The organism is Candidatus Endolissoclinum faulkneri L5, assembly GCF_000510265.1.
Lineage (GTDB): Bacteria > Pseudomonadota > Alphaproteobacteria > Thalassobaculales > Thalassobaculaceae > Thalassobaculum > Thalassobaculum faulkneri_A.
This window is the reverse complement of the sequence record NZ_CP006745.1, coordinates 1,237,286-1,263,609: the sequence shown is the minus strand read 5'-3', so window position 1 is coordinate 1,263,609 and position 26,324 is coordinate 1,237,286. Positions and strand designations below refer to the sequence as shown.

The window sequence follows — 26,324 nt, the reverse complement described above, 5'->3', positions numbered from 1 at the left end:
CTCTAATCGATAATTTTAAAATTAAATTACAGCTAACAATAATCAATATTATGATTATTAAGAAAATAATTTAAAGATAAATTTAAAATTCTTTGTATTAAAAATAATAAAATATAACGTATTTCACTATATGCTATAAAGAGATATAAAACTATTTTTATAGTACTATTCCAGAATACTAGAACTATTCCTCGCTTGAGTAAAGAACTAACCCTTTTATCTGCATCTTAGGGCAGTAAAATAAAACAAATATTATAACGATGATCTTTTTAATGGCAAATAAAAATTAATATAAAAATAGATTATTATTTTTTAAGGACTATTACAGCTAGTTGTCAGTTAATCAGTAAATGTACCACAGAGAGGGTTTGGATATAAACATTTATTATTTTATCTACTTAATTTACTTAACAGACTGTCTTGCTGTATACTTATCAAGGTAATATTTGAAAGAGTTCAAGCAATAAAAAGATACTTAAAAAATTATTATTACCTATAGATAAATATTTATTTAATAAATTGTATTAATAATACTATCTTTTTATAATATTTATAACATATCAAGCATATATTATTATTTCTAATAAAATCACAATAACGCATAAGCAATATCATTAAATTTATTGGTTAATATGGCTGTAAAATTAGCAATTTACAATTTTTAATTGTTCTATTGTGATATTATTTGATCAATCTAAAAATTGCTAATATCTGACGCTAGAGTTTTTCTTGGATAACTACGACTTTTAATTTTTTCAATCTAGACTTTACAGATTATTTTTAATATACCAATGTGTAGTTATAGAATATTTTAACTAAAAGAAATGCAAAAATAAGTGCAATAACAATTGTTAGTATTAAAGGCAACACTTATAGAATTAATTTAATTACGTTATCCAATAATAACAACAATGAATTTTACTATCCGCATAGTTATAGCAAATAATTATTTAAATTATTAACCTTCTGATGGTAAACAGTAAAAGCTATTTTAAATTATGAATTAAAAATTATCCAACAAAAAAGGTTAAATTACATCTTTATTATCAATAAAGATGCTTGTGATGAAAAATTAATTTTTATTTCTGCTGGTGATATTTTACATAAATTCAAATAATTATCGTTTTAACGAGGCGCAAAATCTTTGTATACGGTTACAAGCTTCTTCCAGAAGCGTTGAAGAAGTAGCATAAGAAACTCGAAAATATGGACTCATACCAAATACGCAACCTTGTACTGTAGCCACACCCTCGCTGTCTAATAAGGCGCTAACAAAATCACTATCGCTATTAATTGTTTTACCGCTTGGCGTGGTGCTACCGATGCAGCCTTTAATAGACGGATAAACATAGAATGCACCATCCGGGACCGTACATTCTATACCATTTGCCTTATTTAGCATAGAAACAACTAGATCACGTCGTTTTTTAAAAATCTTATTGTTTTTAGCGATGAAACTATGGTCTCCCATTAAAGCAGCAACGGAAGCAGCTTGACTTATTGAACAAGGGTTTGAAGTAGATTGCGACTGGATATCGGTTATGGCTTTAATTAAATTTACAGGCCCCCCAGCGTATCCAATACGCCAGCCGGTCATGCAATATGCTTTAGACATGCCATTAATCGTTAAGGTACGATTGTATATACCTGGCTCTACTTGGATCGGAGTATAAAATTTAAATCCGTCATAAACTATATGCTCGTAAATGTCATCAGTGATAATGTGAACATGCGGATGCTGCATAAGTACATTAGTTATATTTTTCATTTCCGCATATGTGTAGCTAGCACCGGTTGGATTAGAGGGAGAATTCAGTATTAACCATTTAGTCTTTGGGGTAATAGCCTGTTCGAGATCTGCTGCTTGTAGCTTAAAGCCTTTTTCTTCTGGACAATTAATAAAAATTGGTTCAGCATCAGCTAAAATCACCATATCTGGGTAACTAACCCAATATGGTGATGGTATAATCACCTTATCGCCCGGTTCTAATGTTGCTAAGAAAGCATTATATAGTACTTGTTTACAACCATTTGATGCAATTATCTGATTACAAGCATAAGTCAAGGAGTTATCATTTTTGAACTTCAAAGCAATGGCTTCTTTTAGTTCTAGGGTTCCTCCAACAGGTGTATAGCGAGTCAATCCTTTATCTATCGCTACTTTTGCCGCTTGACAGATATGCTGAGGAGTATCAAAATCAGGCTCACCGGCACCTAAACTGATGATATCATAACCAGAAGCTTTTAATTCTATAACCTTGGTATTAATAGCAATTGTTGGAGATGTCCTCAAGCGGCTTAACCGCTTAGCAAGAATACTCATTTTAAAACCCCCCCAATTCCCGTATGCAGGATAATTTAAAAACTTTAATCTGACAAGAGAAATACTTTACACTTAATAAAGATAAAATTGCCTTAAAGAGCATTAAAGGTGTGGATGTAGTAGCAAATTATTATGCTATAAACGCGCTTGACCTAGTACATACAGCGATTCTGACGCATAAAAACTTTATAAGGCTTTGTCATAGAATTACATGATATTAGAAAGCAGGCAGCCTACAACACAGCAAATACTACAATCAATATATTTTATCCGCTAGTTTTGTTGCTCATCATAAAATCATATTTTTCAGTTGCATTAGGGAAAATTTAAGATTTAGCTCTTAATCAAATTAATATCATGAATAACACTTGATTTAATACAATTAAAGTATAAAAATAATTTTAAAGATACTTTTCGCTTTGATATTATTGAATATGACGCCTAATTCATAGATCTACAAATCTATTGTGCACCATAATATTGTACTAATAAACTAATTAATGCAAAATATCCGATCAGCTTTATTATTATTTAGGCATATATTGTGATATACTTCGGACCTGTATTATTTAATTTAGGAATATTGCTAACATCTTTAGCATTATCTATGTCTGTGCCTGCCGCGATTGATTTGGTCAATGACTATTCAGATTGGCAGGTTTTCTTAGATGCAGCAGGTATGACACTTTTTGTTGGTGTGATAGTAATACTTGTAACGCGCAAATTGCGCCAATCTAAACTTAATTTGCATCAAGCCTTTTTGTTAACAACGTTAAGTTGGCTAGCTACCGCTAGTGTTGGTGCGTTACCTTTTGTATTCTCTGATTTGGATATGACTTTGGCTGATTCTTTTTTTGAATCTATGTCAGGTGTAACAACTACTGGGGCTACAGTAATATCTGATTTGGGTCGTGCTTCTCCCGGTCTCCTAATGTGGCGCGCTCTACTGCAGTGGCTGGGAGGTTTGGGAATAATTGTTATCGCTTTAGCTGTCCTTCCAACAGTAAGAGTTGGTGGTATGCAGCTTTTTGCAGCTGAAGCTTTCGAGCTTGCTCATAAGGCCCTTCCGCGCGCTAGTGATCTGGCTGCTGGTCTTGGCATTATGTATTTTATTGTAACGTTTGTTTGCGCCCTTGCTTTATTCGCCGCTGGTATGGATATGTTTGATGCTGTTGCTCATGCTATGAGCACTATTTCTACTGGTGGTTATTCTACCAAAGATGATTCCATTGGCTATTTTAAGGTTCCAGCCATTGACTGGATCGTTACTTTTGGCATGATCGCTGGTAGTTTGCCTTTTATTCATTATGTAGGGATTGCTCGTGGAGACATTCGCAGCATTTTGCGCGATCGCCAAGTGCAGTGGTTTTTAACGCTAGTGCTGATTTCTGTTGCGCTGATTGCCATTTGGATCAAGCACTATATCGATCTTAATTCTTATGATGCAATACGTCTTGCAGCTTTTAACGTAGTTTCGATAATTACCGGTACTGGTTACCTCACGGCGGATTTTAGTAACTGGGGTGGTTTTGCGATTACACTAATACTTCTTTTGATGTTTGTAGGTGGTTGTTCAGGATCTACTACTTGTGGCATTAAGATATTCCGTTTCCAGATACTGTATGCTATAGCTAAAGTAAGATTTGCTCGTTTGTTGCAGCCTCATGGAGTATTTATTCCATACTATAATCGGAAACCTATTCCGCAATCTGTCTTGGAGTCTGTAATAGGGTTTGTTTTTTTGTACATACTGTTCTTTGGCATAGTGGCTATCGGATTGGCAGCTATGGGGCTTGATCCCATTACAGCTTTATCTGGTGCGGCTACTACGATTAGCAATGTTGGTCCTGGACTAGGACCTATAATCGGGCCAGCAGAAAATTTTGACAAATTACCAGAAGCTGCGAAGTGGTTACTTTGTTTCGCTATGCTACTTGGAAGACTGGAAATATTTACTGTATTGTTACTATTTACTCCAAAATTTTGGAGTAAATAGTAACAATACTATACTTATATAGTAAACAATTACTAATAGTTAATTTGCTATTACGCATCTAATTTTTTTATGTGAACCCATCTTCTAAGTGCTTCAGCACTGATCTTTGGTTGGTCAATTGATGATTGAATTTTTTTTATTTTTCAAATGGTTCACTAGCTAAAATTTTCTAGTATTATTAAGTCGTTGTATGCATAAAAAGGTAATCATTGTTTATAATCTTAACTAAGTACATTTTGTATCTTACCCTTCCTTTGCTTGATTTGAAGCGATTAATCTAATCAATGGTAACAATTTTTAATAAAGGTATTTTTAGCTAGATGCAGGGGGAGGTCAAGAATATTATTATCATAATGACCGCATTATATGCACTCACTTGCAATAATCACCTATTATACAATCTTTAATTAAAGATTAAGCTGTTTATCTTTTAAAATTTCTATGGAAATTATCTTTGATTATAAAATCTCTTGAAAAGTTTTCTTGAGGTTATTAAAATTTTTAACCCTATTGAGGTATAGTTAAAAATTAATAAAAATATTTCAGATATAAGTATTTCTTTAGTTATTTTAAATAACTTAACTGTGATCTTAAAACATGCTTTTGCTTATTATAAAAAGCTAAAGTGAATACATTTTTAGATAACTTGTTGCTATTTATTTTTTCACAAAAACAAATATCTTGACTTATTGATTGGTGATTAAAAAATCCAAGTAAAGCAATTTTGTTAATCCTATTAAAATTTAAGTAGAAACATTCTGTCCACGTACTAAGTAAGGTAACGTTAATAAAAAAAACTATTGCTGTCGATTATATTCGGTTGCTTTATTAAATTTGGCTTTTAGATAGCCACTTAAGGCAGGAAGGAAATATATTACTTATCCCCAAGATAAGTAATATTGGCAGGAAGCATCAATACTTTGAAAAAGTAAATAAATTTAATTTTTATAGCATATAAAATAGATTAGTTTTGTTTTATAGAACTTATGATATTATATTAGCGTATGATACGTATATTTTTCTAGTTTGGAGAGCTTATTTAGCAAATTTTTCATTATAACATGAAATATTTTAAATGAAGTTTATACTATATACAACTAAAGGCTTTGCTTCTGTACTGCCAAAGATTAATTGATGTTGTTTAAGTAACGAGACACTTCAGTATTCGGATTTTAACTATGCTTTTTTTTAATCACAATCGGTTAGCGTAAATTAAGTATGTTGTGCCCTATTTAGCAAATAGCATCAAATATCTTTTCTATTAACGAATCATTAATTATTTTGTTTACTCATCAGTAATGTTACTTAATAATTGGGATTTCATGGGAAATAAACAGATTAAAAATACTGTCGCAGACTATTGATTGCTGAATTATTTATTCCCAAACCATATCACTTGCAAAAGTATTTCAGATGAAATACTTTTGTGAAAGTTTTTCTAAGGTAATGATGCTTTATATAATTAATGCGAGAGAGAACCGATGTTATTAATCACGTCGATAGCAAATTGTCGAGAAAATAATATAGATTATAAGATTTAGCATCTAATAGTACTTTAATACCTCTCTTGTATAGAAACAACTTTTGTTAATTAGCTTGTAATTGTGGGCGCATAGCTCAGTTGGTAGAGCAGCTGACTCTTAATCAGCGGGTCCAAGGTTCGAATCCTTGTGCGCCTGCCATAGAATTTTTGTTATTAAATTATATTAATTTATGTAATGCAATTTTTGTTTAAAATTAAACTCCTCTTAGGGTTTTTGGTATTATTTAAAGAAGCGTACAAGGCATTTAATAAAATATATAAATAATATGATTGGTAATTTTTTTTAACGACTCTTCTTGGATCATATAGAGATTGTTCTAGTACTTAATTCTAAGGCGAAAATGAGTTTTACAAATGAGTAATGATTAAGCATTAATGCTCTAAAGAACAATAGTAAGTCATTGACTGTAAATTTGGCGCATTGGTCTATAATGAGGCCAGTTTTAACAGATTTTGTTTTAAGTTTAAAATATCCATTATTTGGACGACATAAATTGAATTTTGCTGTTATATACTGATGTGATAGGATATTAATCAGAAATCAATTGCAACTTAATTTGGAACAATCTAATATAGAGCAAAAATTCAGTGATACATAAAATTATGGTTAATTATGACATTGATATCTTCACGTTTTTTGATTCTTTCCTGGTAATGTTTAGCGAAATACAAACAATTAATTAATTAGCTATTATTATAATAACTAATTAAAAGTATATTGATTTTAATGTTTAAGTATAATTTAAATTGAAGATTTTTAATATGATCAGCTAAGCTGTATTTTTATTGCATCACGATTTATTCAAAAGTAAAATAACATGATAAATAATAATAAAAATCTTACTTACGCTTGAAATTTTCATTATTATTTATGGTTGAAGATAAAGGTTAATTATTTATCATTTAGTTTTTTTATATTTGCTCATAATTGTTTAAAATTAATCGTATATATTACTTGTTCATTACTTTTCTATCATCAAATATAGATAATAAATGTGTTTAGGTAAATCAAACGTCTTGTCCAAAAATGCAAAAATTTATTTGTGCTAACAATAATCCTTCTTATTTATAGTAGTAAGAATTTAACTTAACCTTATTGCAGTAAGGCTTTCTTTGCTTACTGCAGGTCATTTGCTTGTTTCATCGTAATTTAATTAGGCTTGAATTATTAATTAATTAGGCTTGAATTATTAATTATTAACTGATAATTGTCATGCGAGTACTGATTGGTAACACTGTCTGTTTTAAAGTATCAATATACAACTGGCATTTGTAACATACAAAAATTAAATTCTTCGCATTTAAAAAATGCTCTTCATTAATTAATATTATCTTTGGTGATAAAACAAGCCTTCAGTTTAACAAAATATAACATTATTACTTAAAAATTTTAGTGCTGCTGTACCGCCGTTTAAGACAACTTTTCCAAGGAAATTTATTTTTCAGGTTTGCCTTACGCGTAAGAAAATCTTGATAGTATTTAAAAGCTACATCATCATTGATGGTAACATTAGGCAAGGAATGGCAGTTAATAATTAGATCAACAGGCATTTATATATTTATTAAAAAAATATGCTGATATGTAATAAAATTTAAGTGTATGGCTTACCGATCTATTTTCGGTTAGGTAAATTATTTTGAGGATTTTTTGATTTTGAATAAAATTTTAAATTTTCCAAAGGTTTTATAATTTTTTAAAGGTATTAATTAGGACTAAATCTATAATGAATTATTTACAATAATGTAATAGTATACCTTATCAAAGAAGACTAGTGTCAATAACTGCATTTATCGATAGCTGACACGTAAATGGTTTAAAGAATAGTACTACATTATATGCTGATATTCTAGCTCTAGAAAGATAAATATTAATCGCAGTAATCTTATTGTATAGCTTAAATAATATTTTTTAAGTACTATAGTTAAAAATTAAAATCAGCCTTTGTGCTTGGTTTTTTTATTCTCCAATGCAAGTGATAAAATATTTAAATTATGAAATCAAACTTTCCAGATAAGATTAATTAATTTTTAATTGTAGTATGCGGAATTAAAGAATCTAATACATAACAATAAATTATTGTTCTATACTTTCCTAAAACTACTTACTGTTATGAGGCATGATTAACAAAGGAGGTCTTTAACGAATTTATAGGTTAGGATTAATTTAATATTAGCAGTTCTTGCGAATATTAAATTATGAACAAATATACAGCTGTAAATTGCTATGATTCTAGTAATACATAATATTAATCTAACTGTTAATATTTAGATTAATATTATGTATTACTAGTTAATGATTTTTCACGAGCATTGCTAAACGAGCTATTTTGTATATCACAGTGATCTAAAGTATTGCTTTAAAGTTAAAGAAATTAAGTTATCAATAATGTAATCAAAAGGAGATCCAACCAATGGTTTTTGAACTGCCCAGTCTACCTTATGAGTATAATGCATTGGAACCTGTTATGTCTAAGGAGACTCTAGAATATCATCATGACAAACATCACAACGCTTATGTTGTGAACGCTAATAGGCTAATGAACGGTAGTGGTTTGGCGCACAAGTCATTAGAGGATGCCATTAAAACTGCCTATCTAACTGCTGAAGCCGGTAGTTTGTTTAATAACATAGCTCAGCACTGGAACCATATAGAATTTTGGAAATGGATGAAACCAAATGGAGGTGGGGCTATTCCCGGTACTTTGGAAAAGAAGATTATTTCTGACTTTGGCAGCGTTGAAGCAATGAAGGAAAAATTTGTTGAGTTTGGTATAGGACAGTTTGGTTCTGGCTGGGTTTGGTTGGTTTTGGGTGAAGAAGGCAAGCTTTATATAACTAACACTTCTAATGGTATAAATCCGCTTGCAATGGGTAATGGCATTGCCTTACTTGGTTGTGACGTTTGGGAGCACTCGTATTATATTGATTATCGTAACGCTCGTGTTGACTATATTAGAGCTTTTGTACGTGATTTGGTGAACTGGGAACGTGTTGCAGATATTTTTGATCAATCTTATTAGGATATTTTTAACGTTGATTTAGAAATCATCTTTTGTATATGACTCACAAAAAAAGTGTTTGATCGGTGAAAGATTGATCAAGGATTCAAAACAAGTCGGCGCTATGAAAATCTTTTAAGCACCGACTTGTTTTTCTTGGTATGAAAATTATACAATTCTAATTGTATTTAATTCGGACATATTAATCAATCGACAATTATCAGTATTTATTGTTGATAAATATATGGAATATTTAGTTAGATTTTAGCATTTCATTTTTATTACTCAGATGGTATTTATTTGATTTTTGCTTTTGATTAAACGGGGGATAGATTGCTATCTAATAATTATTTAATATTTACGAAATTGTTTTTAATATTTTATTTAAAAATGATTATACAAGGTAATATTTTTGATCTTAAAATTAATAAAAAATTTTTTCTAAATTGTGGATGATAACTGAAATTATAATTAATAAAAATGCATTCTATCGAATAGACCTAATATATATATGATATATTTAATTTATATTAATTAACTGCTGTTATTCCATTTAACAATGTTAAATATTTTATAAACTGGTTTTTAAAATAGTAATTTTTTATAAATTTATTTTATCTGCTAACATAATCAGATTAATAGCTATCCATATTACTCTGACTATCAATGCTAGTATTATAATCTTTTATGCAAGCTTGCACTCTGCAAGTGCATTAAATAACAAAATTATTATGTAGTTTATTGACTAATTTTTTTTAACAACGTAATTTATATCTTATTACTTGATCATAAAAATTTCTTGCCAGTAGGCAATTTTTAAAGTGTTAGCTAACTGTAGCTAAGTTAAAACTAACAGCTTATCAAAAAAGCAATCATACTCTTAATAATCATACTCTTAATAATTAATAAATAGTTCGCAGCCAAAGTAATAATCATTTAGATCTTTGATTCTCCGGAGCTATCAATTAATCTGAGTTTAAAATTTAATAGAGTGAAAATGGCTGGCGCGCCCGGGAAGATTCGAACTCCCAACCTCATGATCCGTAGTCATGTGCTCTGTCCAGTTAAGCTACGGGCGCTATCACCTAATGAATTTATCCCAATAACTGGATTATTGTTTACCAAATAATATAATACATCAAGAGGAAGGATGCAAAAATTTTTAATCCATGGATAATTGAAAAGGATATCTAGCACAAACATTAAAATAATGCAATATCTCTTTGTACGATCAATATCTCTTTGTACGATATAAATAAAGAAAAGAAAATATCATTCAACGATTAAGTCTATTGTGTTCCACAAGAAAATAGACTTATGCTGAGAAAACATCTTTACGCGATAATTAATCATTGTCAAATATTTTTGCTAGATTCGTCTAAATTGTTAAAAGTTAAAATAGCACTTTGCCCAAAATAGTTCCTTTATAATCCATTTACCTTTTAACTGATGTATTGTCTGAAGGGCAAAACTTCTCCTCTATAATAAACTTTTATCATTTTAAATTAGTCTAGACTATCATTAAATTAGCAAATTTTTGAATCAAAAGTTAATTTTTTGCATCATTCGTGGCAAGTACATTTTATTAATTTAAATTAATATGTTTATGATCGATTGATGAACAGTTAATCATAAGAAAATTCGCTATAAGCAAGTCGGCTGACTGGATGATTTTTAGCTGCATTTATTATTTATGTTTGCGCTAAGCGCATTGGCTGAGTTTTGCTTAGACTTTATATTTACAACCATTATAAGTTGATTATGGTATCGTTGTAACAGTAATAGCTAAATTTTTTGCGTAATATAAAAATTACGCAATTTATTTTAGAGTTCTTTATATTTTTAATTACAGTTTTATAGAAAGAATATTCATAATTATTTTCTACTTATCTTGTAAGATAAAATTGACTATAATACTCCGCATGAGTATATCATTGTAGCTTAAAAATATTGTGAATATTATGATACTAATCCGTATTAGTAGCCTTTTATGAAAATACATTCAAACTTACTTTACCGAAAGTAATTTATATTCTATAGTGTAGCCATACTGTTTTGTATGAAATGATTTATTTTGACACGTTTCAGCGCTTTCTTGTTTACCTTGCTCTAATTTAAGGTTATTTGATTAATTTATGACTACTTCTTCAAATTTTGGTGTTGCTCTTTCTGAAGAAGAGCACCTCAGTCTATCAAATGCAATTAGCGTTCTTTCTATGGATGCTGTGGAAAAAGCCCAATCAGGTCATCCAGGCATGCCGATGGGTATGTCTGACGTGGCTGTTGTCTTATTTTCGCAGTTTCTTCGTTTTGATCCACGTCATCCCGATTGGGCCGATCGTGATCGGTTTATTTTGTCCGCGGGCCATGGATCGATGCTATTATATTCACTGTTATACTTGACCGGTTACAAAGATCTTTCTCTAGAAGAATTAAAGAATTTTCGTCGTCTTGGTTACAAAACTGCGGGTCATCCAGAATATGGTGCATTGCAGGGCGTTGAGACTACTACCGGCCCATTGGGGCAAGGTTTTGCAAATGCTGTAGGGATGGCAATCGCAGAACGACATCTTAATGTTCGTTTCGGTGACGATTTAATTGATCATCGAGTTTGGGTTGTTGCTAGTGACGGATGCTTAATGGAGGGCCTTAGTCATGAAGCTGCTTCTCTAGCTGGTCATCTTGGCCTAGGTCGAATGAATGTTCTCTGGGATGACAACAAAATCTCTATAGATGGCTCGACTGACTTGACCTCATCTGATGATGTACAAGAAAGGTTTTTATCTTACGGTTGGCATGTAGTGGAATGCGATGGGCATGATCCTAAACATATCGCCTGCGCTATTAGAGAAGCCGCTTCTGAACAACGTCCTTCTCTAATAGACTGTCGTACTATTATTGGTTGTGGTGCTCCAACAAAAGCTGGCAAGTCAATTTCGCATGGAGCTCCTTTAGGAAAAGAGGAAGTTGCTGCTGTCCGTGCTGCTATCAATTGGTCACACCCTCCCTTCGTAATTCCGGAAGACATTAGCAAACTTGGCTTATCTCTAGGTAATCGTGGTGCGAAGGAATTTGATTGCTGGACCGAAAGACTATTGAATTCTAGTAAGAAGGAAAATTTTAATCGATCCATCTCTGGTGTTCTACCGGCAAGCCTTACGGAGGCTGTTAATGCACACAAAAAAAGTATGAGCATTAATCAGCCTAGAATTGCTACTCGTGTATCTTCTCAAAAGATTCTTGAAGTTATCGTTCCTATTCTGGTCGAATTGCTTGGTGGTTCTGCTGATCTTTCTAGTTCTAATAATACTAAGGTTGATTCCCAGGAGCTATTAAACCGTAATAATTACGGAGGGCGGTATATACATTATGGTGTGCGTGAACATGCTATGGTTGCCGCAATAAATGGCATGGCGCTGCATAAGGGGGTTATTCCATACGGTGGTACTTTTCTTGTTTTTACCGATTATTGCCGCCCCTCAATTCGTCTAGCCGCTCTAATGGGTATTCGTTGCATTTTTATCATGACACACGACAGCATTGGCCTTGGAGAGGATGGCCCAACTCATCAGCCAGTTGAACATTTGTCTTCTTTACGTGCGATCCCAAATTTAGTTGTGTTTCGGCCTGCCGACGCTGTAGAAACCGCTGAGGCTTGGCAACTTGCTTTGCAAAGGCGATCAGGACCAAGTATCTTAGCTTTGACCAGGCAGAATGTACCAACTGTTCGTGTTAGACATTCAGAATTTAACCTCTCGTCCAAAGGTGGTTATGTATTGGCAAACGCGAAAGGAGAGCGAAGGGCTAGCATAATAGCAAGCGGTAGCGAGATAGAGATTGCAATTGCTGCTAAAGCTCAGCTTGATCTTGAAGGTATACATACAGCGGTAGTTTCTGTTCCATCGCTTGATTTGTTTATGGCTCAAGAGCCATTTTATATTAATCATGTATTTGGGTCTAGCGTACGTGTGGTAGTGGAAGCTGGCGTACGTCAATGCTGGGATAGATTCCTCGGAGACAATGACGCTTTTATTGGAATGTCTGGGTTTGGAGCTTCAGGTTCATGTCAGGAATTATATAGGCATTTTAAAATCACGGTTAGCAATATCGTCAATGCTGTAAAGGAGCGTATTTAGAAAGTTTTTGAAAAAAATTAAGTACTTTTCAATGCATTTTCTTTTCATTGAAATCAATGGGGTTGTATCGAACTATATTGGGTATTGTTTTAATATTTTATTTTTTGTTATTGTCTTGTTATAGCTTGCTCTATATGCAAGCTTTGCATCTGTTACCAGCAGATGCTCGGCAATATGCTTATTAATTGGGGTTCTTTTTTACTAAAGTACTGCAATTTTTATATTTAAAACGTATTTTTTAGCTAAAGTGAATTGATATAGATTTTTCTTTAAAACAATAGCGTTAGCGTTGTTTTAGATTAGTTTGATTTAACACAATTTAATTAACTAAAATGTAATTGTTCTGCGCAGCAGAGATTGCGCCGGTTTGTTATAATACAGATTTAGCCAATGACCTTTTTATAAGTTTTAAACTGTTATAACTATTGTTCTACTTTTGCTTTAGGAGGACTACATTTGAATTTATGAATTTGATATATTGTTTATAATACTCTTATTTTTAGAAATATTTAAAAAGGAAATTGGGTTTAAGATTTATGAATAAGATAATTTTTTTTGACAACTAATCTTATCTTCCTAAGAACATTAAGTAGTAAACAGTCTACTTAATGTTCTTAGGATTCACTTGTTAAGTGAAGCGCAATCAATAGACTTATGTTTTTTTGAAGCGATAAAATAATGAATTGAAATAATGAATTGGCAGATATGTTTTATCTATAATTCATCGCGCAACTTAAATTCATTATATTTATAGGAATTTTTGCAGTAAATTAGTAGAAGATAGAATTACGCTCTAAGACAATTAGAATCACAATCGCCTCGAATTTTATTGAATTATTCTTACTAATTGGACGATTTTTATATAAAATTTCATCTCGTATTTTTCAATACGTTATAGTAATCGCATGAATTATAGCTTTTTGTACTCTTAGCTAAACATTTATAATCCTCATGTTGTGTTAAATAGCCAATTGTTAAAACGGTATATTTTACTTTGTGTGTTGCTTGTTTGTTAATATTATGTCAGTAACAAAAATGGCTAATATCATAATAGTCTACTATTACTGTAACTATTTTTAATTTACTTACTTGACCAGTAAGTTACTGTAAAAAATTTTATTGATTAGAGAACAACAAAAAAAGTTAAGCAAGTAATGAGCGTAACTATTTATGCCGACTATTAAGAAGATTAGGAAGTGCTCTAATATTTTAATTTTGTTTGAAAGAAGGTTCTTGTGAGTTTAAATCAAACAATCTATGTTTGACTTGAATTTACTGTATTTTTGTGGATTTCTGCTGATATACTTAGTTTTTAGCAAAAATTTAATTGCTTAACTTTTAATTGTAAATAAGAATTTTTAATTTAGGCAGTTATTAACTGATGAGTGGTGGACTTAAATCTACGGTAGAATTTATAATTGTTATCGTGATGTTTTTGAGCGATGAGAATAATCTATGTAATTATGAGCTACAATGAGTTAAATTACACTGCCTGGTGGAGTCTATTCTGTTGATTCGTTCATTTGTAATAAAAATTTTTACAACGCGTAAAAATTATAGATGTGAATAGCATGAACCAAGAATTTTTTGAAAATACCTTAAGAACCCCTATAGAAGAAGAAAAAACTAAGCTTATCGAGGAGTTTGCTTTTTTTGATAACTGGACAGAGCGTTATGAATACTTGATTGATCTTGGTCGTAAACATCCTCCGTTAGAAGAAGTTTATAAACGCGATGAATTTAAGCTTAGTGGCTGTCAAAGTCAAGTTTGGTTAGTTGGTGAAAGAGTTGGAGATCGACTGTTATTCCAAGCTATGAGTGATGCGGTTATAGTTTCTGGAATTATTGCTTTGCTTTTACGGGTTTATTCCAATCGAACCCCGCAAGATATTATAGACACTGAACCTGATTTTATTCATGCTATTGGTCTTGACTCACATCTATCTGCTATTCGTAACAATGGCCTTAGTGCTATGCTTAAGGCTATTAAAGGTCGAGCGCAATCTGAGCTAGATTAAAGTAATTTGGAGAGTTAACCTTTTATTTTAGTTTTTGTAAGCTTTGTGCTTATTATTCGCGTTGTTATATGCAGCAATTAAAAGTTCATTGATTTAGTCAGGGTTGTTTTTTTTGTAAACTAACGCTTTCCATTTTAGACCATAATGTAAATATTAACCAGCTCTTATTTAAAAAGATCATAAGTAAATGTTGCATTTTATCATAATTATTACTTTACTAGATAGTTTAAAATTTTGGTTTTATCAATGATTTTACAGTAAAAAAATAGACTATACTATATCAATTTGATATTGCATTATTATTAGCTATTAACGATATCATTGTACAATGATCTAACAATACTTCTATCTGACGATAGTTGATTTATGTATTGCAAATCAAAACTATATTTTCCATAATGACTTTATGATTTTTTACACTCCACTAAAGCAAATTGCTATAGTTATTGAGTTAATATTGATGTGAAGAGAGAAAAACGGCTTCTTTTTAAGATTAGTTATGTTATTTCTATAACGTATTTTATACCCTAGGCAAGCATTTTTAATCTTTTCGCTAAATTAAGTGCTTGTTTTGTTTAAATACCTATTGAACTAAGGTTGCTTGATGAATATAGCTTTGGGTTTCAATGATTAAAAATGATTAGTTTGATTTATGTTAAGATACTTAATATTGCGATTTAATTTTGAATCATTGGAGTTTTGCAATTTCTTTAGTCATACTGAAAAAGTTTTTTTAAGTCTACTTAAAAGTATCTATTTTAATCTTTGCTAAAATTCTGATTTTGATCAAATTATGCAGTTGTAGCATCTTGATTATGTTCTTTAAGTAAAGTTGTAGCATCTTGATTATGTTCTTTAAGTAAAATTTATCTCTTATTGAATTCATGGTGTTTCTATACTAGAAACATTTTAGGAATGAATTGTGAATGTATTTTATAAACCACTATAACATTCACTCCATTAATTGTAGCCTAGCCATAGATGCATAGAAATCCTATAAGTAATATTACAGGTGATAAGGTATTGATCTAACTTTAGAGCCTCCCAATAGAGATGTAATTGGTAATCTCTTTGTTGAGATATCTAACCTGTTCAAGTTAATGGCTATAGAAAACAATTAAGTATTTGGTAATAGATAATAACATAAACGCTAGTTGCACAAATTTATGAATTAAATTGTTCCATTAAAACACGTTCTTCCAGGTTATGTTCCGGATCGTAAAGCACGGTAAGTTTTACGTTGCTATCTTCACGAATTTCGACTTCAATCACGTCATCCACTTCTATAACGTCAGCTACAGCATTGATAGGTCGCTTTTTCGATGAGGTAGTTTCGAAGCGAATGGTGGCTTCACGTGATAGCAGAGCGCTTCGCAAGTGACGAGGGCGAAATGCGCTGATTGGTGTTAGGGCGAGCACATTTGCTCCGAGCGGGATAATTGGTCCATGGGCTGATAGATTGTAAGCGGTTGAGCCGGCAGGGGTAGCTACTAGAACACCATCGCAGATTAATTCCGCGAGCCTTTCCTGACCGTCAATTAATATACGAATGCTGGCTGCTTGAGCTGAGGCTCGAAATATGGATACTTCATTAATCGCTAGCATTTCTACTCTTGTGCCATTGCGGCAAGTAGCATGCATCCGCAGTGGATGTAGTATAACTGGCTTTGCCCTATGTAATCTCTCTATTAAGTTGTTATCCTGAAATTTGTTCATCAAAAAACCAACGGTACCGCAATTCATACCGTAAATTGGTTTACATGTGCTGATTGTAGCACGGATAGTTTCTAGCATATAGCCGTCACCACCCAATGCAACAATTAAATCAGCTCTGCTTGGTACTACATTGCCATACTTTTGACTTAACAACTTTTGTGCAAAGCGCGCTTCTTCGTTATTGCCAGCTACGAAGGCAAGCGCCATATTATGCATTTCATTTACCACAGCATTTCTCCGTCATTAAATTTAATAAAGCCTTAAAATTTTTATATACATAATCATAGAATTTTCTATTTAATTTATTGATTGGCTTATTCTACAGAATACGGCTGTTTAAGTAATTTTGCTCTCGATATAATTCTGAAATTCAGCGGGAGATCTTCAATAATTCATTTAATTTATTGTAATTGCTAAAAATTAATTCTTTTAGTTTTGCACACATCTAATATCATTACCATTAATGAATAAGCAGCAAAATTTTAATCTATACTTGTATGCTAAACATTTGCAATGCAGTCATTGAATCAAACTAGCTCATCTATTAGTAACTCATAACTGTTTTTCTGTAAGATTGTATATTTGTTTCTTTAGGTGAGAAAATAAGCTATAATTCATTGAATTTAACATAAAAGCAGAAACAAACAGTCCATTATACAATCTTATTATCAAATACGATCTCAGCTAAATAAAATAGCTACATTTAATTCCATTAAAAATTAATGAATTTAAGCTAATTAACAATTAAACAGAATATAATTTAAGTGGAAAGCAAGCATTGATTAAAAAAAATCATAATCCTGTATAAAGGTCTTAAGTTTTAGATTGATTCCTGCAAATTATCCTCTATAAAATTATCTAAAATTGATAAAATATCAGCTTTAGAGATAGACAGGCTGGTCTATAAAACGTTAATAATACTCAGAAATAAGATATAGTACTGTTGTGTAACTAATTGTATTGATTTTGCTTATGCTAAACTTTTTTGGTAGATAAATTAGGAAATAATGGATTGTAATTTTACATTAAGTTAAAAAATCAACCTCTTGATTGATATGCTTACAAATTACTGCAAATTAATGTTAATATATTTCGTACAATATTACATTATTTTGATAATCTACATTGTATTTGGATGTATCGCCAAGAATCATCGTGCTGCTGTTATGATGCGATTAAGTATGCCAATCAGAAATTGATACTTAAATACACATACACGAACTTTCGTTTTGTTCTAGCTGATTTTATTTTATCCTAGACTATTGAATATCTAAAGCAAGAATTAGTGTGCTTCATTCATACTAGATTAGGATTAAATCACTTTAACTTAAATCTTTATTTTATTAGATAGATCTTAAAATAAGCAGTCTTCATACTTGATGATTTAACTACTTGGGAGATATATAGATTATGTCTGCTACAGCTGATACCCTTCGTCATGTCGAAGAGTTTACTAGCCGTGCTTACAAACATGGTTTCGTAACAGAAATTTGTATGGATATGGCGCCTAAAGGGCTTGACGAAAGCACTGTTCGCTTTATTTCCAATAAGAAGGAAGAACCAGATTGGCTGCTAGAGAAACGTTTACAGGCCCTGAATTATTGGCGTTTAATGAAAGAACCGAATTGGGCTAAAATTACTCATCCACCGATTGATTATAACGGTTTGTATTATTATGCAGCACCATTAGATAAGCCTAAGCTGAATTCTCTAAAAGAAGTTTCTCCAGAATTGTTGGTAACTTACGAAAAACTTGGTATTCCATTAAAGGAACAAGAGCTTTTGGCTGGCGTAGTTGCTGTGGATGCGGTTTTTGATAGTGTTTCTGTGGCTACAACTTATAAGAAAGAGTTGGAAAAGTGTGGGATTGTGTTTTGCTCAATCTCTGAGGCTGTGAGAAATCATTCGGAATTGACAAGGAGATATCTTGGCTCGGTTGTCCCCTCTATGGATAATTTTTTTGCCTGTTTAAACAGTGCAGTTTTTACTGACGGGAGCTTTGTGTATATTCCTAAAGGAGTGCGTTGCCCAATCGAGTTATCAACTTATTTTCGTATTAATGCTCAGAATACTGGGCAGTTTGAACGCACTCTGATCATCGCTGATGAAGGTAGTTATGTTTCGTATTTGGAAGGTTGTACTGCGCCGCAGCGGGATGAAAACCAACTTCATGCAGCAGTAGTTGAGCTAATAGCTTTGGATAATGCGGAGATTAAGTATTCAACCGTCCAAAATTGGTATCCAGGCGATGAAAATGGAAATGGCGGCATATACAATTTTGTAACTAAGCGTGGTATATGTCGAGGTAAATATGCAAAGATTTCTTGGACTCAAGTCGAGACTGGTTCTGCAATTACTTGGAAATATCCAAGTTGCATATTGCAAGGTGATGGTAGTGTGGGAGAGTTTTATTCTGTTGCTATCACTAATAACCTCCAGCAAGCTGATACTGGTACTAAGATGATCCATCTTGGTAAAGATACTAAGTCGACAATTGTTTCTAAGGGTATTAGTGCTGGGAATTCTAACAATACTTATCGAGGTCTAGTGCGAGCTGGAAGACGGGCCGATAGGGCGCGTAATTTTACTCAGTGTGATAGTTTGTTGATTGGTGATAAGTGTGGTGCCCATACCGTCCCGTATATCGAGAGCAAAAATCCATCTTCTAGGATTGAGCATGAGGCAACAGCTTCGAAAATTAGCGAGGATCAGCTTTTTTACTGTACTTCTCGTGGTCTTTCAGCGGAGAACGCTGTTGGCTTGATTGTTAATGGATTTTGCAAGGAAGTAATGAAAGAGTTACCAATGGAGTTTGCTATCGAAGCACAAAAGCTGGTTGCTATTAGCTTGGAAGGCAGTGTTGGTTGATTTAATAGAAGAATGTAATATGACATTGTTAGAAATTGAAAATATTCATGCTGAAGTTGATGGAAGACCAATACTTCGCGGCATAAACTTATCAATTGAAGCTGGTCGGATTCATGCAATTATGGGGCCAAACGGCTCCGGGAAAAGCACGCTGACTTATGTTTTAACTGGTCGAGAAAGTTGTAAGGTTACTCAAGGCTCGATAAGCTTTTGCGGGCGAGATTTGTTGTCCATGGAACCTGATGAACGCGCTATTGCTGGCTTGTTTCTCGCTATGCAGTATCCTGTGGAACTTCCAGGTGTTAGCGGCTTGACGTTTTTACGAGAGGCGGTAAATGCTAGGCGTAAGGTAGCTGGTGAAGAGTTAGTAGATTCTATGGAATTCCTGAAGATGGTTCGGAGTAAAGCAAATTCCTTAGGGGTGAGTGACGAAATGTTGAAGCGCTCAGTAAATGTTGGATTTTCCGGAGGAGAGAAAAAACGTAACGAGATTCTGCAAATGGCAATGTTAGAGCCTAGATTTTGTATCCTCGATGAAACCGATAGTGGTCTTGATATTGATGCTTTAAAGGTAGTTTCAGACGGGGTAAATTCTCTGCGTTCTTCTGACAGATCAATGTTGGTTATTACTCATTATCAACGCTTGCTAGATTACATTGAACCGGATTTAGTTCATGTTCTTGCTCATGGCCGTATTCAAAAAACTGGTGGAAAAGAATTAGCACTTCAGTTAGAACAACGTGGCTATATCAATTTTATTGAGACAGCGGCATAAGGGATTTAATTATGCCTAGTAATAAAAAGCATTTACTGCCTAATAACATTCAGGAAAATTCTGAGGCTGAATGGTTGGGTAGTTTATTTCGCAAAGCGGTAGAAGACATAGAGCGCTCAGGTATGCAAGGTACGATGCTTGCTGAAGCGTGGAGATTTACCGATTTAAATTCATTTAAGGTCTTCGAGCCAATTGCGGCAACTAACACAGCAGTTGTTTCCTGCCCAAAGTTTTTTGCAGAGCTTGATGCCGTCGAGTTACACATATCAAATGGAGCACTAATTTGGAAAGATACTTTCCCAGAGTATGTAGATTTATTTGATTTGGCTGATCGAAAAATTGCACCTAGCTGGCTAACAGAAGCTCTTGGTTCTGCAATTAATACTGAAATGCATCCATTTGCTGCAATTAATACTACCGCTTTTTCTGGTGGTGTTGCTATGCGAATTCGTAAAGATGCAGTAATGAAAAAACCGATTATTCTATTAGTCGATACCCAAGCAAATGATAAGATCATTGTTGCTAATCCGCGTGTTTTGGTTGTATTAGAGGAAGGCGCAGTAGTTGATCTAATTGAAGTTCATACAGGTAGTGGCATTTATATAAATAATGTCGTTACTGAGTTGATAATAGGTAAAAATGCTCGTATTGGTCATTACAAATTACAGACAGAAGATACCGATGCTTTTCACATTGCTATGAATGCAGCTCATTGTGCCGCAAATAGCATTTATGATAATTTTGCTTTGTCGACTGGAGCAAAATTATCTCGTAACGAGATTAGTGCGACTTTAGACGGTATTCATACTAAATATAGCATTAATGGTAGCTACCTTGGCTGTAGTGATCAACATATGGAAACTGTTACATTTATCGATCATGCTAAACCTTCTTGTGTGAGTCACGAGTTATATAAGGGTGTATTAGTTAATCATGCTCAAGGAGTTTTTCAGGGTAAGATTTTGGTTCGTAAAAATGCACAAAAAACTAATGGATATCAAATGAACCGCGCGTTACTGTTATCTAAGGAAGTAAAAATTAACTCAAAACCAGAGTTAGAGATTTATGCTGACGATGTAATGTGTAGTCACGGTGCTACGGTAGGAGAGTTAGATGAGGAGCAGATTTTTTATTTGATGGCACGTGGTATTTCCAAGAAACAAGCACGAGCTATTTTGGTTTCAGCCTATGTTGAGGAAGCGATCAATTATATTAATAACTTGTTGATTCGCGATCTGTTTACTATGGTAGCGAGTAACTGGATGCAGCAGAATATTACTGATACGCAGGATATCAATGGATCATAATTTTGCTAAAGAAAAGGTTGCAGATACGGTTAGTAGCTATAAAATAACTCGTATTCGGGAAGATTTCCCTATTTTATCTACAATGGTGCACGGTCGGGATTTGGTCTACCTTGATAATGCTTCTTCTGCCCAAAAACCTCGTCAGGTAATTGACCGAATAACTGAAGCATATACGATGAGCTATTCTAATGTTCACCGTGGCCTGCATTTTATGAGCGAAAAAGCAACTGAAGATTACGAAAGTGCGCGAGATTCCGTGCGTGCTTTTCTTGGTGCTTCTTCGAATGCTGAGATAATTTTTACTCGCAACGCTACTGAAGCAATCAACTTAGTTGCTTCAAGCTGGGGGCGAACTAACCTTCGCGTAGGAGATGAAGTTCTTATAACTTATATGGAACATCATTCTAATATTGTACCATGGCAGATGCTAAGGGATGAAAAAGGCTTTGTTTTAAAAGCACTAAAACCCAAAAAAGATGGCACGTTCGATGTGGATAGCTTTAAAACATTGTTAACTGATCGTACTAAGTTGGTGTCAGTTTGTCACGTATCTAATGTATTGGGAACTGTAGTGCCGGTATTTGAAGTGACAAAATTAGCCCATGATGTTGGTGCGCTTGTATTATTAGATGGCAGCCAAGCTGTCCCACATATCTCGGTTGACGTTCAAAATATTGGTTGCGATTTTTACTGCTTTACTGGTCATAAACTGTACGGTCCATCCGGTATAGGAGTACTTTACGGTAAAGAAAATGTGTTAGAGGCTATGCCACCCTATCAGGGCGGAGGAAATATGATCTCTTCGGTGTCAATTGAGATGAGCAAATGGGCCGATCTACCAAGTAAATTTGAGTCTGGTACACCGGCTATTGTTCAAGCGATTGGCTTGGCTGCTGCCATTGATTATATGAATGATATTGGTTTAGATAGTATTGCTAAATATGAACAGGAACTCCTGAATTATGCTACACGGATGCTTGATTTAGTGGAAGGCTTGACTATAATTGGGAGAGCTTATGACAAAGGACCGATTGCTACATTTGTTTTGGATTGCGTTCATCCGCATGACATAGCAATGATTATTGATCAACAGGGTGTTGCAGTACGCGCCGGCAATCATTGTGCCCAGCCTTTGATGGACCTTTATAAGGTTAGTGCAACTACTCGAGCAAGTTTTGCCATGTATAATACTTTCGAGGAAATTGATATGTTTGTTGACGCTCTTAAGGTAGTACGAAGGATGTTTGCGTGATATGAATATTTTATAGGACAAATGTTATGAATTACTATAAAGATTTGCAGCATTTTATGCCCGGAACTAGCCGTAAGAGCGCAATAGCGCATGCAGGTCGTCCTCTGCTTGATAGTGCTGGTGGTTCTTGCCGGGTTAAAAAGGAAGTTGTTATTGAAGCGATAAAGACTGTGTATGACCCAGAGATTCCAATTAATTTGTATGATCTTGGCTTGATATACAGCATTAAGTTACTCGATTCTGGATCGGTTAGTATTGAGATGACTCTAACAGCTCCAGCATGTCCAGTAGCGGGCGAATTACCACAATTGGTTGCTAATGCTGTTTCTAAAGTTTCCTGTGTCGGTGAGGTAGAGGTGTTAACAGTCTGGAATCCGCCATGGTCTAAGAAATTTATGAGTAAGGATGCTCAATTACTTCTTGATACGTTTTAATTGCATGATTGCTATTTTTGTATAGCATTACTTTTATTAGTTGATTTACTTTAAGTACGTAAACAGGATATTGTTAACGATCGTATGAATAAGTTGTCGTTCTTTAAATTTATCTAAAATTAATCGCATGTAAAAATAAATTCTAGTAGCAATAAATTACTCAATTGGGCTTTTAACTTGTTATAATTTATTGCGATTTTTTGACTTGGACTTTTTATTGGGAGCAATAAGGAAAACTGGATTTGAACAACATTTGAATAAAGAAGCATTAATAAAGAACCTTTATAGCGTTGTTTATTAACCAATTGGGTATTTAGTTATTTGACTATAACACGTGTTATGATTGTTTAGTACCTTAAAGTATTTTTGATTCTTTAATAATATTTTTTATTAAAGCTTTTATATCCACATAGCTTGTTTCTATGTTAGCCAGGCGTTGGCTTAATTTATCAGTTTCGTTAAACGTTAGCAATTTACAGTAAGCTTTACTTAGGTAAAATGTTGCTTTTTCTTTTTATAACTGGGTAGCGTTTTTTTACATTACTTAGTGGTTAATTATATTTTAATCTTAGATTCTTCTTTTGTTTGTGAATATTTTTATTATCTTGGCAAGCAATCAAGTTTATAAATTTTAATTTAACTTTGTTTTTTAGTAAAGATATTAATGACAGTCAGTTATTTATAAAATCATAATAGTAATGAGGTTTATGTTTTTTTTGAGGTAAATTACATATAGTAGCTTTTCTATTGTCAAAAAGCTTGGTAATTTAAATCATCTTGCATATGTGAGTTTATCTATAACTTTTTTACTTTTATAAATGTAATTTAATGTTAATTTATCGCGAGATAGTATTTTTATGTATAGCTGAAGCTGCTTATTCTGTTTTATTAGATCCTTTATAAATTAAGTATGTATTTTATAAATATATTCGATAAGATCGAAATATATTTTATATATAGTTGTATTTAAATTATAGTTTAGGCTAGGTATTTTATAGTTAATTATAAGTGAATAATTATTTTCGATTAACAATAATTAATTATTAATTCTCTATAAAAGATTACCTAATGCTGAGGATTTAAGTTTGTATACTTTTAAAAGTGTCTCTGGGAATAAACTAATGAGTGTAACGGAAGTTAATTTATCTTATCTCTGATAAGATAAATAGAGTTATTGTTTGCATTTTATTATTACTAAATAGGTAATTATTATACAGTAGTCTTGTTAAAATAAATGGATTTTGTTGCAGATATAAAGTATTTCTAGGTAATTATAATAGATATAAGAAATATTTTATGGAATTGCATTCTGGTGTACTCTAGATTGGGATCTAAAATATTTCAATTTATTAAAAATAATTATTTATATAGGATGCTAAAACATTTTTCTGAAAACTACACGTTTTAGCTGAATTCTTTCCAAGAATCCGCAAGATAGCGCTTGATGATATGTTTGCTGGTAACAGCAATATAAATATTATTTTTTTGTGGCTCTTGATCAATTATTGTTTCTTTGTCTGTTTTAATCTTATTAAAGATACTTTTCTCATGTTCTTTGTTTAATCATATCATAGTAAGAACTCATGCTGTTGCAGCATTTACTTATGGTAAATATTATATTTTATGTAAATAGCTTATTATTCTAATCTTGTATTAAACTGTTTATTGTTATGCTATTGGTATAATTCAAAAAGCAGTTACTAAATAACCTTACAATAATGATTGATTGAATCAAATACAAGTAAGTAAATATAAAAGCAATTTTAGTTGGATGACCACGTATACTTTGCAGGTTTTAATAAAAGTTCGTTAATTTGATTTATTTTGGCATATTGATTTTAGCAATTGTATAGTTACAGCGAAGCTTTATCTGTAGGCGATTTAGATCAGTAAAAACATAAAATAATCAGAGTATTTTCTAATTGTATCTATACTTATAGTACAGATACACATTAATTTAAAACTATATATAAATCAAAATGTAATTGAATTAAAATATTTACTTCTATCAAAGCATAGATTTATCTACTTTATTAATAAAGTAGATAAATCTATGCTTTTCTTATTGAAGATGAAGTTTTACAATAAAAAACTTCATGGTATTATGCAATTTTTTTATAAAAAATACTTTAATCTATAGCAATTAAATCATTATTAAAATTAAATATAGATTGTTAGTTTATTGTTAGATTCATTTAGATTTAAACTATTTCAAGGTATCTCTATGGGCAAAAAGGAATCATATAAATATTGTAGTCGTAATAACTAAATTAATCAACAATAATTTTTTCATTGACATTCATGCTGGCCGTGGTGTCAGATTATGTCGTACTCTGTTGGGCATGAGCTAAGAACGAATTAGGCGAGGAATTAAACATAACTTTTCAACAGATCTAAAAGTATGAAAGCGCCAGCAATCTAATCCACTCTTCTCGTTTATGGGATATTGCACAAGATACTTGATATGTCTGTTAGCTTTTTTGATGAAATTTCTGATGAATACTATGGACACTCACCTGGTCTTATGAAGAATGGCTTGCTGCATGATAGACAAGAAAAAGATACTATTGACCAGATACTTCATCGTGAGACACTAAAATTAGTGCTTGCTTATTATTCAATTAAAAACGCAGATCTGGGCAAGCGCATTACCGTAATAGTAAAATCAATCTGCGATTGCCTCACCGAAAGGTGATTAATCTTACATTATTTTTACTCTATTCGTAAATCATCATAATGATAAGTTTTGGTTTAGTAAAGACTAAATCTCTATATTAGTTAAAAAATATTGTATTAGTCTATTATTTATGTGGCTATTTTAGAACTTAGATCAATTTATAATTTTGACAATACCTGGTTAGCAATTTACAATAACAAGAGTAAGTGATTTTGTAACTAAGTACAATGCTCAGTGTTTCAACTTAATTTTATATAAGCTAACGCGTAGTTTTATTTTT

At 32.4% G+C, this 26,324-nt stretch carries 12 protein-coding genes and 2 tRNA genes; 11 read left to right on the top strand and 3 right to left on the bottom strand.

Annotation, left to right across the window (positions count from 1 at the left end):
- Positions 1–1,117: 1,117 nt before the first annotated feature.
- Positions 1,118–2,323 carry a pyridoxal phosphate-dependent aminotransferase gene (locus tag P856_RS03595; RefSeq protein WP_025300804.1) on the bottom strand — a complete coding sequence of 402 codons (1,206 nt, stop codon included), beginning with the start codon at positions 2,321–2,323 and terminating at the stop codon, positions 1,118–1,120.
- Positions 2,324–2,867: 544 nt separating this feature from the next.
- Here P856_RS03595 and P856_RS03590 point away from each other — a divergent pair.
- The 3 genes from P856_RS03590 (at position 2,868) to P856_RS03580 (ending at position 8,882) form a co-directional block, all read left to right on the top strand.
- Positions 2,868–4,319, top strand: a complete 1,452-nt coding sequence (locus P856_RS03590) for a TrkH family potassium uptake protein (protein ID WP_227028664.1) — start codon at positions 2,868–2,870, stop codon at positions 4,317–4,319.
- A 1,606-nt stretch (positions 4,320–5,925) separates the two neighbouring features.
- Positions 5,926–6,001: transfer RNA gene (locus tag P856_RS03585), tRNA-Lys, on the top strand.
- A 2,272-nt stretch (positions 6,002–8,273) separates the two neighbouring features.
- Entirely contained in the window at positions 8,274–8,882 is a 609-nt protein-coding gene (locus tag P856_RS03580; RefSeq protein WP_025300802.1) for a superoxide dismutase, read from the top strand.
- A gap of 981 nt (positions 8,883–9,863) precedes the next feature.
- Here the strand turns inward: P856_RS03580 and P856_RS03575 are convergent.
- Positions 9,864–9,940, bottom strand: a tRNA-Arg gene (locus P856_RS03575).
- 1,056 nt (positions 9,941–10,996) lie between these two features.
- On the opposite strand from P856_RS03575, the gene tkt reads away from it, so the two are divergent.
- Positions 10,997–12,997, top strand: a complete 2,001-nt coding sequence (gene tkt / locus P856_RS03570; RefSeq protein WP_025300801.1) for a transketolase — start codon at positions 10,997–10,999, stop codon at positions 12,995–12,997.
- Between the two features lie 1,571 nt (positions 12,998–14,568).
- Entirely contained in the window at positions 14,569–15,015 is a 447-nt protein-coding gene (locus P856_RS03565) for a SufE family protein (protein WP_025300800.1), read from the top strand.
- Between the two features lie 1,164 nt (positions 15,016–16,179).
- Here the strand turns inward: P856_RS03565 and P856_RS03560 are convergent.
- A complete protein-coding gene (locus P856_RS03560; protein WP_025300799.1) occupies positions 16,180–16,947 on the bottom strand; it encodes an NAD kinase in 768 nt (255 codons plus the stop codon).
- A gap of 1,194 nt (positions 16,948–18,141) precedes the next feature.
- On the opposite strand from P856_RS03560, the gene sufB reads away from it, so the two are divergent.
- The 6 genes from sufB to P856_RS04495 all read left to right on the top strand — a co-directional run bounded on the left by sufB (position 18,142) and on the right by P856_RS04495 (position 26,062).
- A complete protein-coding gene (gene sufB, locus P856_RS03555; RefSeq protein WP_025300798.1) occupies positions 18,142–19,599 on the top strand; it encodes a Fe-S cluster assembly protein SufB in 1,458 nt (485 codons plus the stop codon).
- 25 nt (positions 19,600–19,624) lie between these two features.
- Positions 19,625–20,374: a Fe-S cluster assembly ATPase SufC gene (gene sufC, locus P856_RS03550; protein ID WP_025300797.1), complete on the top strand. Its 750-nt coding sequence runs from the start codon at positions 19,625–19,627 to the stop codon at positions 20,372–20,374.
- A gap of 11 nt (positions 20,375–20,385) precedes the next feature.
- The gene (gene sufD / locus P856_RS03545) at positions 20,386–21,681 is read left to right on the top strand and encodes a Fe-S cluster assembly protein SufD (protein ID WP_025300796.1); all 1,296 of its coding nucleotides are present in this window, start codon (positions 20,386–20,388) and stop codon (positions 21,679–21,681) included.
- On the top strand, positions 21,671–22,933 hold the full coding sequence (locus tag P856_RS03540) for an aminotransferase class V-fold PLP-dependent enzyme (RefSeq protein ID WP_025300795.1): 1,263 nt from the start codon (positions 21,671–21,673) through the stop codon (positions 22,931–22,933). Before sufD ends, P856_RS03540 begins: the two co-directional genes overlap by 11 nt.
- 26 nt (positions 22,934–22,959) lie before the next feature.
- The gene (locus P856_RS03535; protein ID WP_025300794.1) at positions 22,960–23,367 is read left to right on the top strand and encodes an iron-sulfur cluster assembly protein; all 408 of its coding nucleotides are present in this window, start codon (positions 22,960–22,962) and stop codon (positions 23,365–23,367) included.
- A gap of 2,464 nt (positions 23,368–25,831) precedes the next feature.
- Positions 25,832–26,062, top strand: a complete 231-nt coding sequence (locus tag P856_RS04495) for a hypothetical protein (RefSeq protein ID WP_052323034.1) — start codon at positions 25,832–25,834, stop codon at positions 26,060–26,062.
- Positions 26,063–26,324 lie beyond the last annotated feature (262 nt).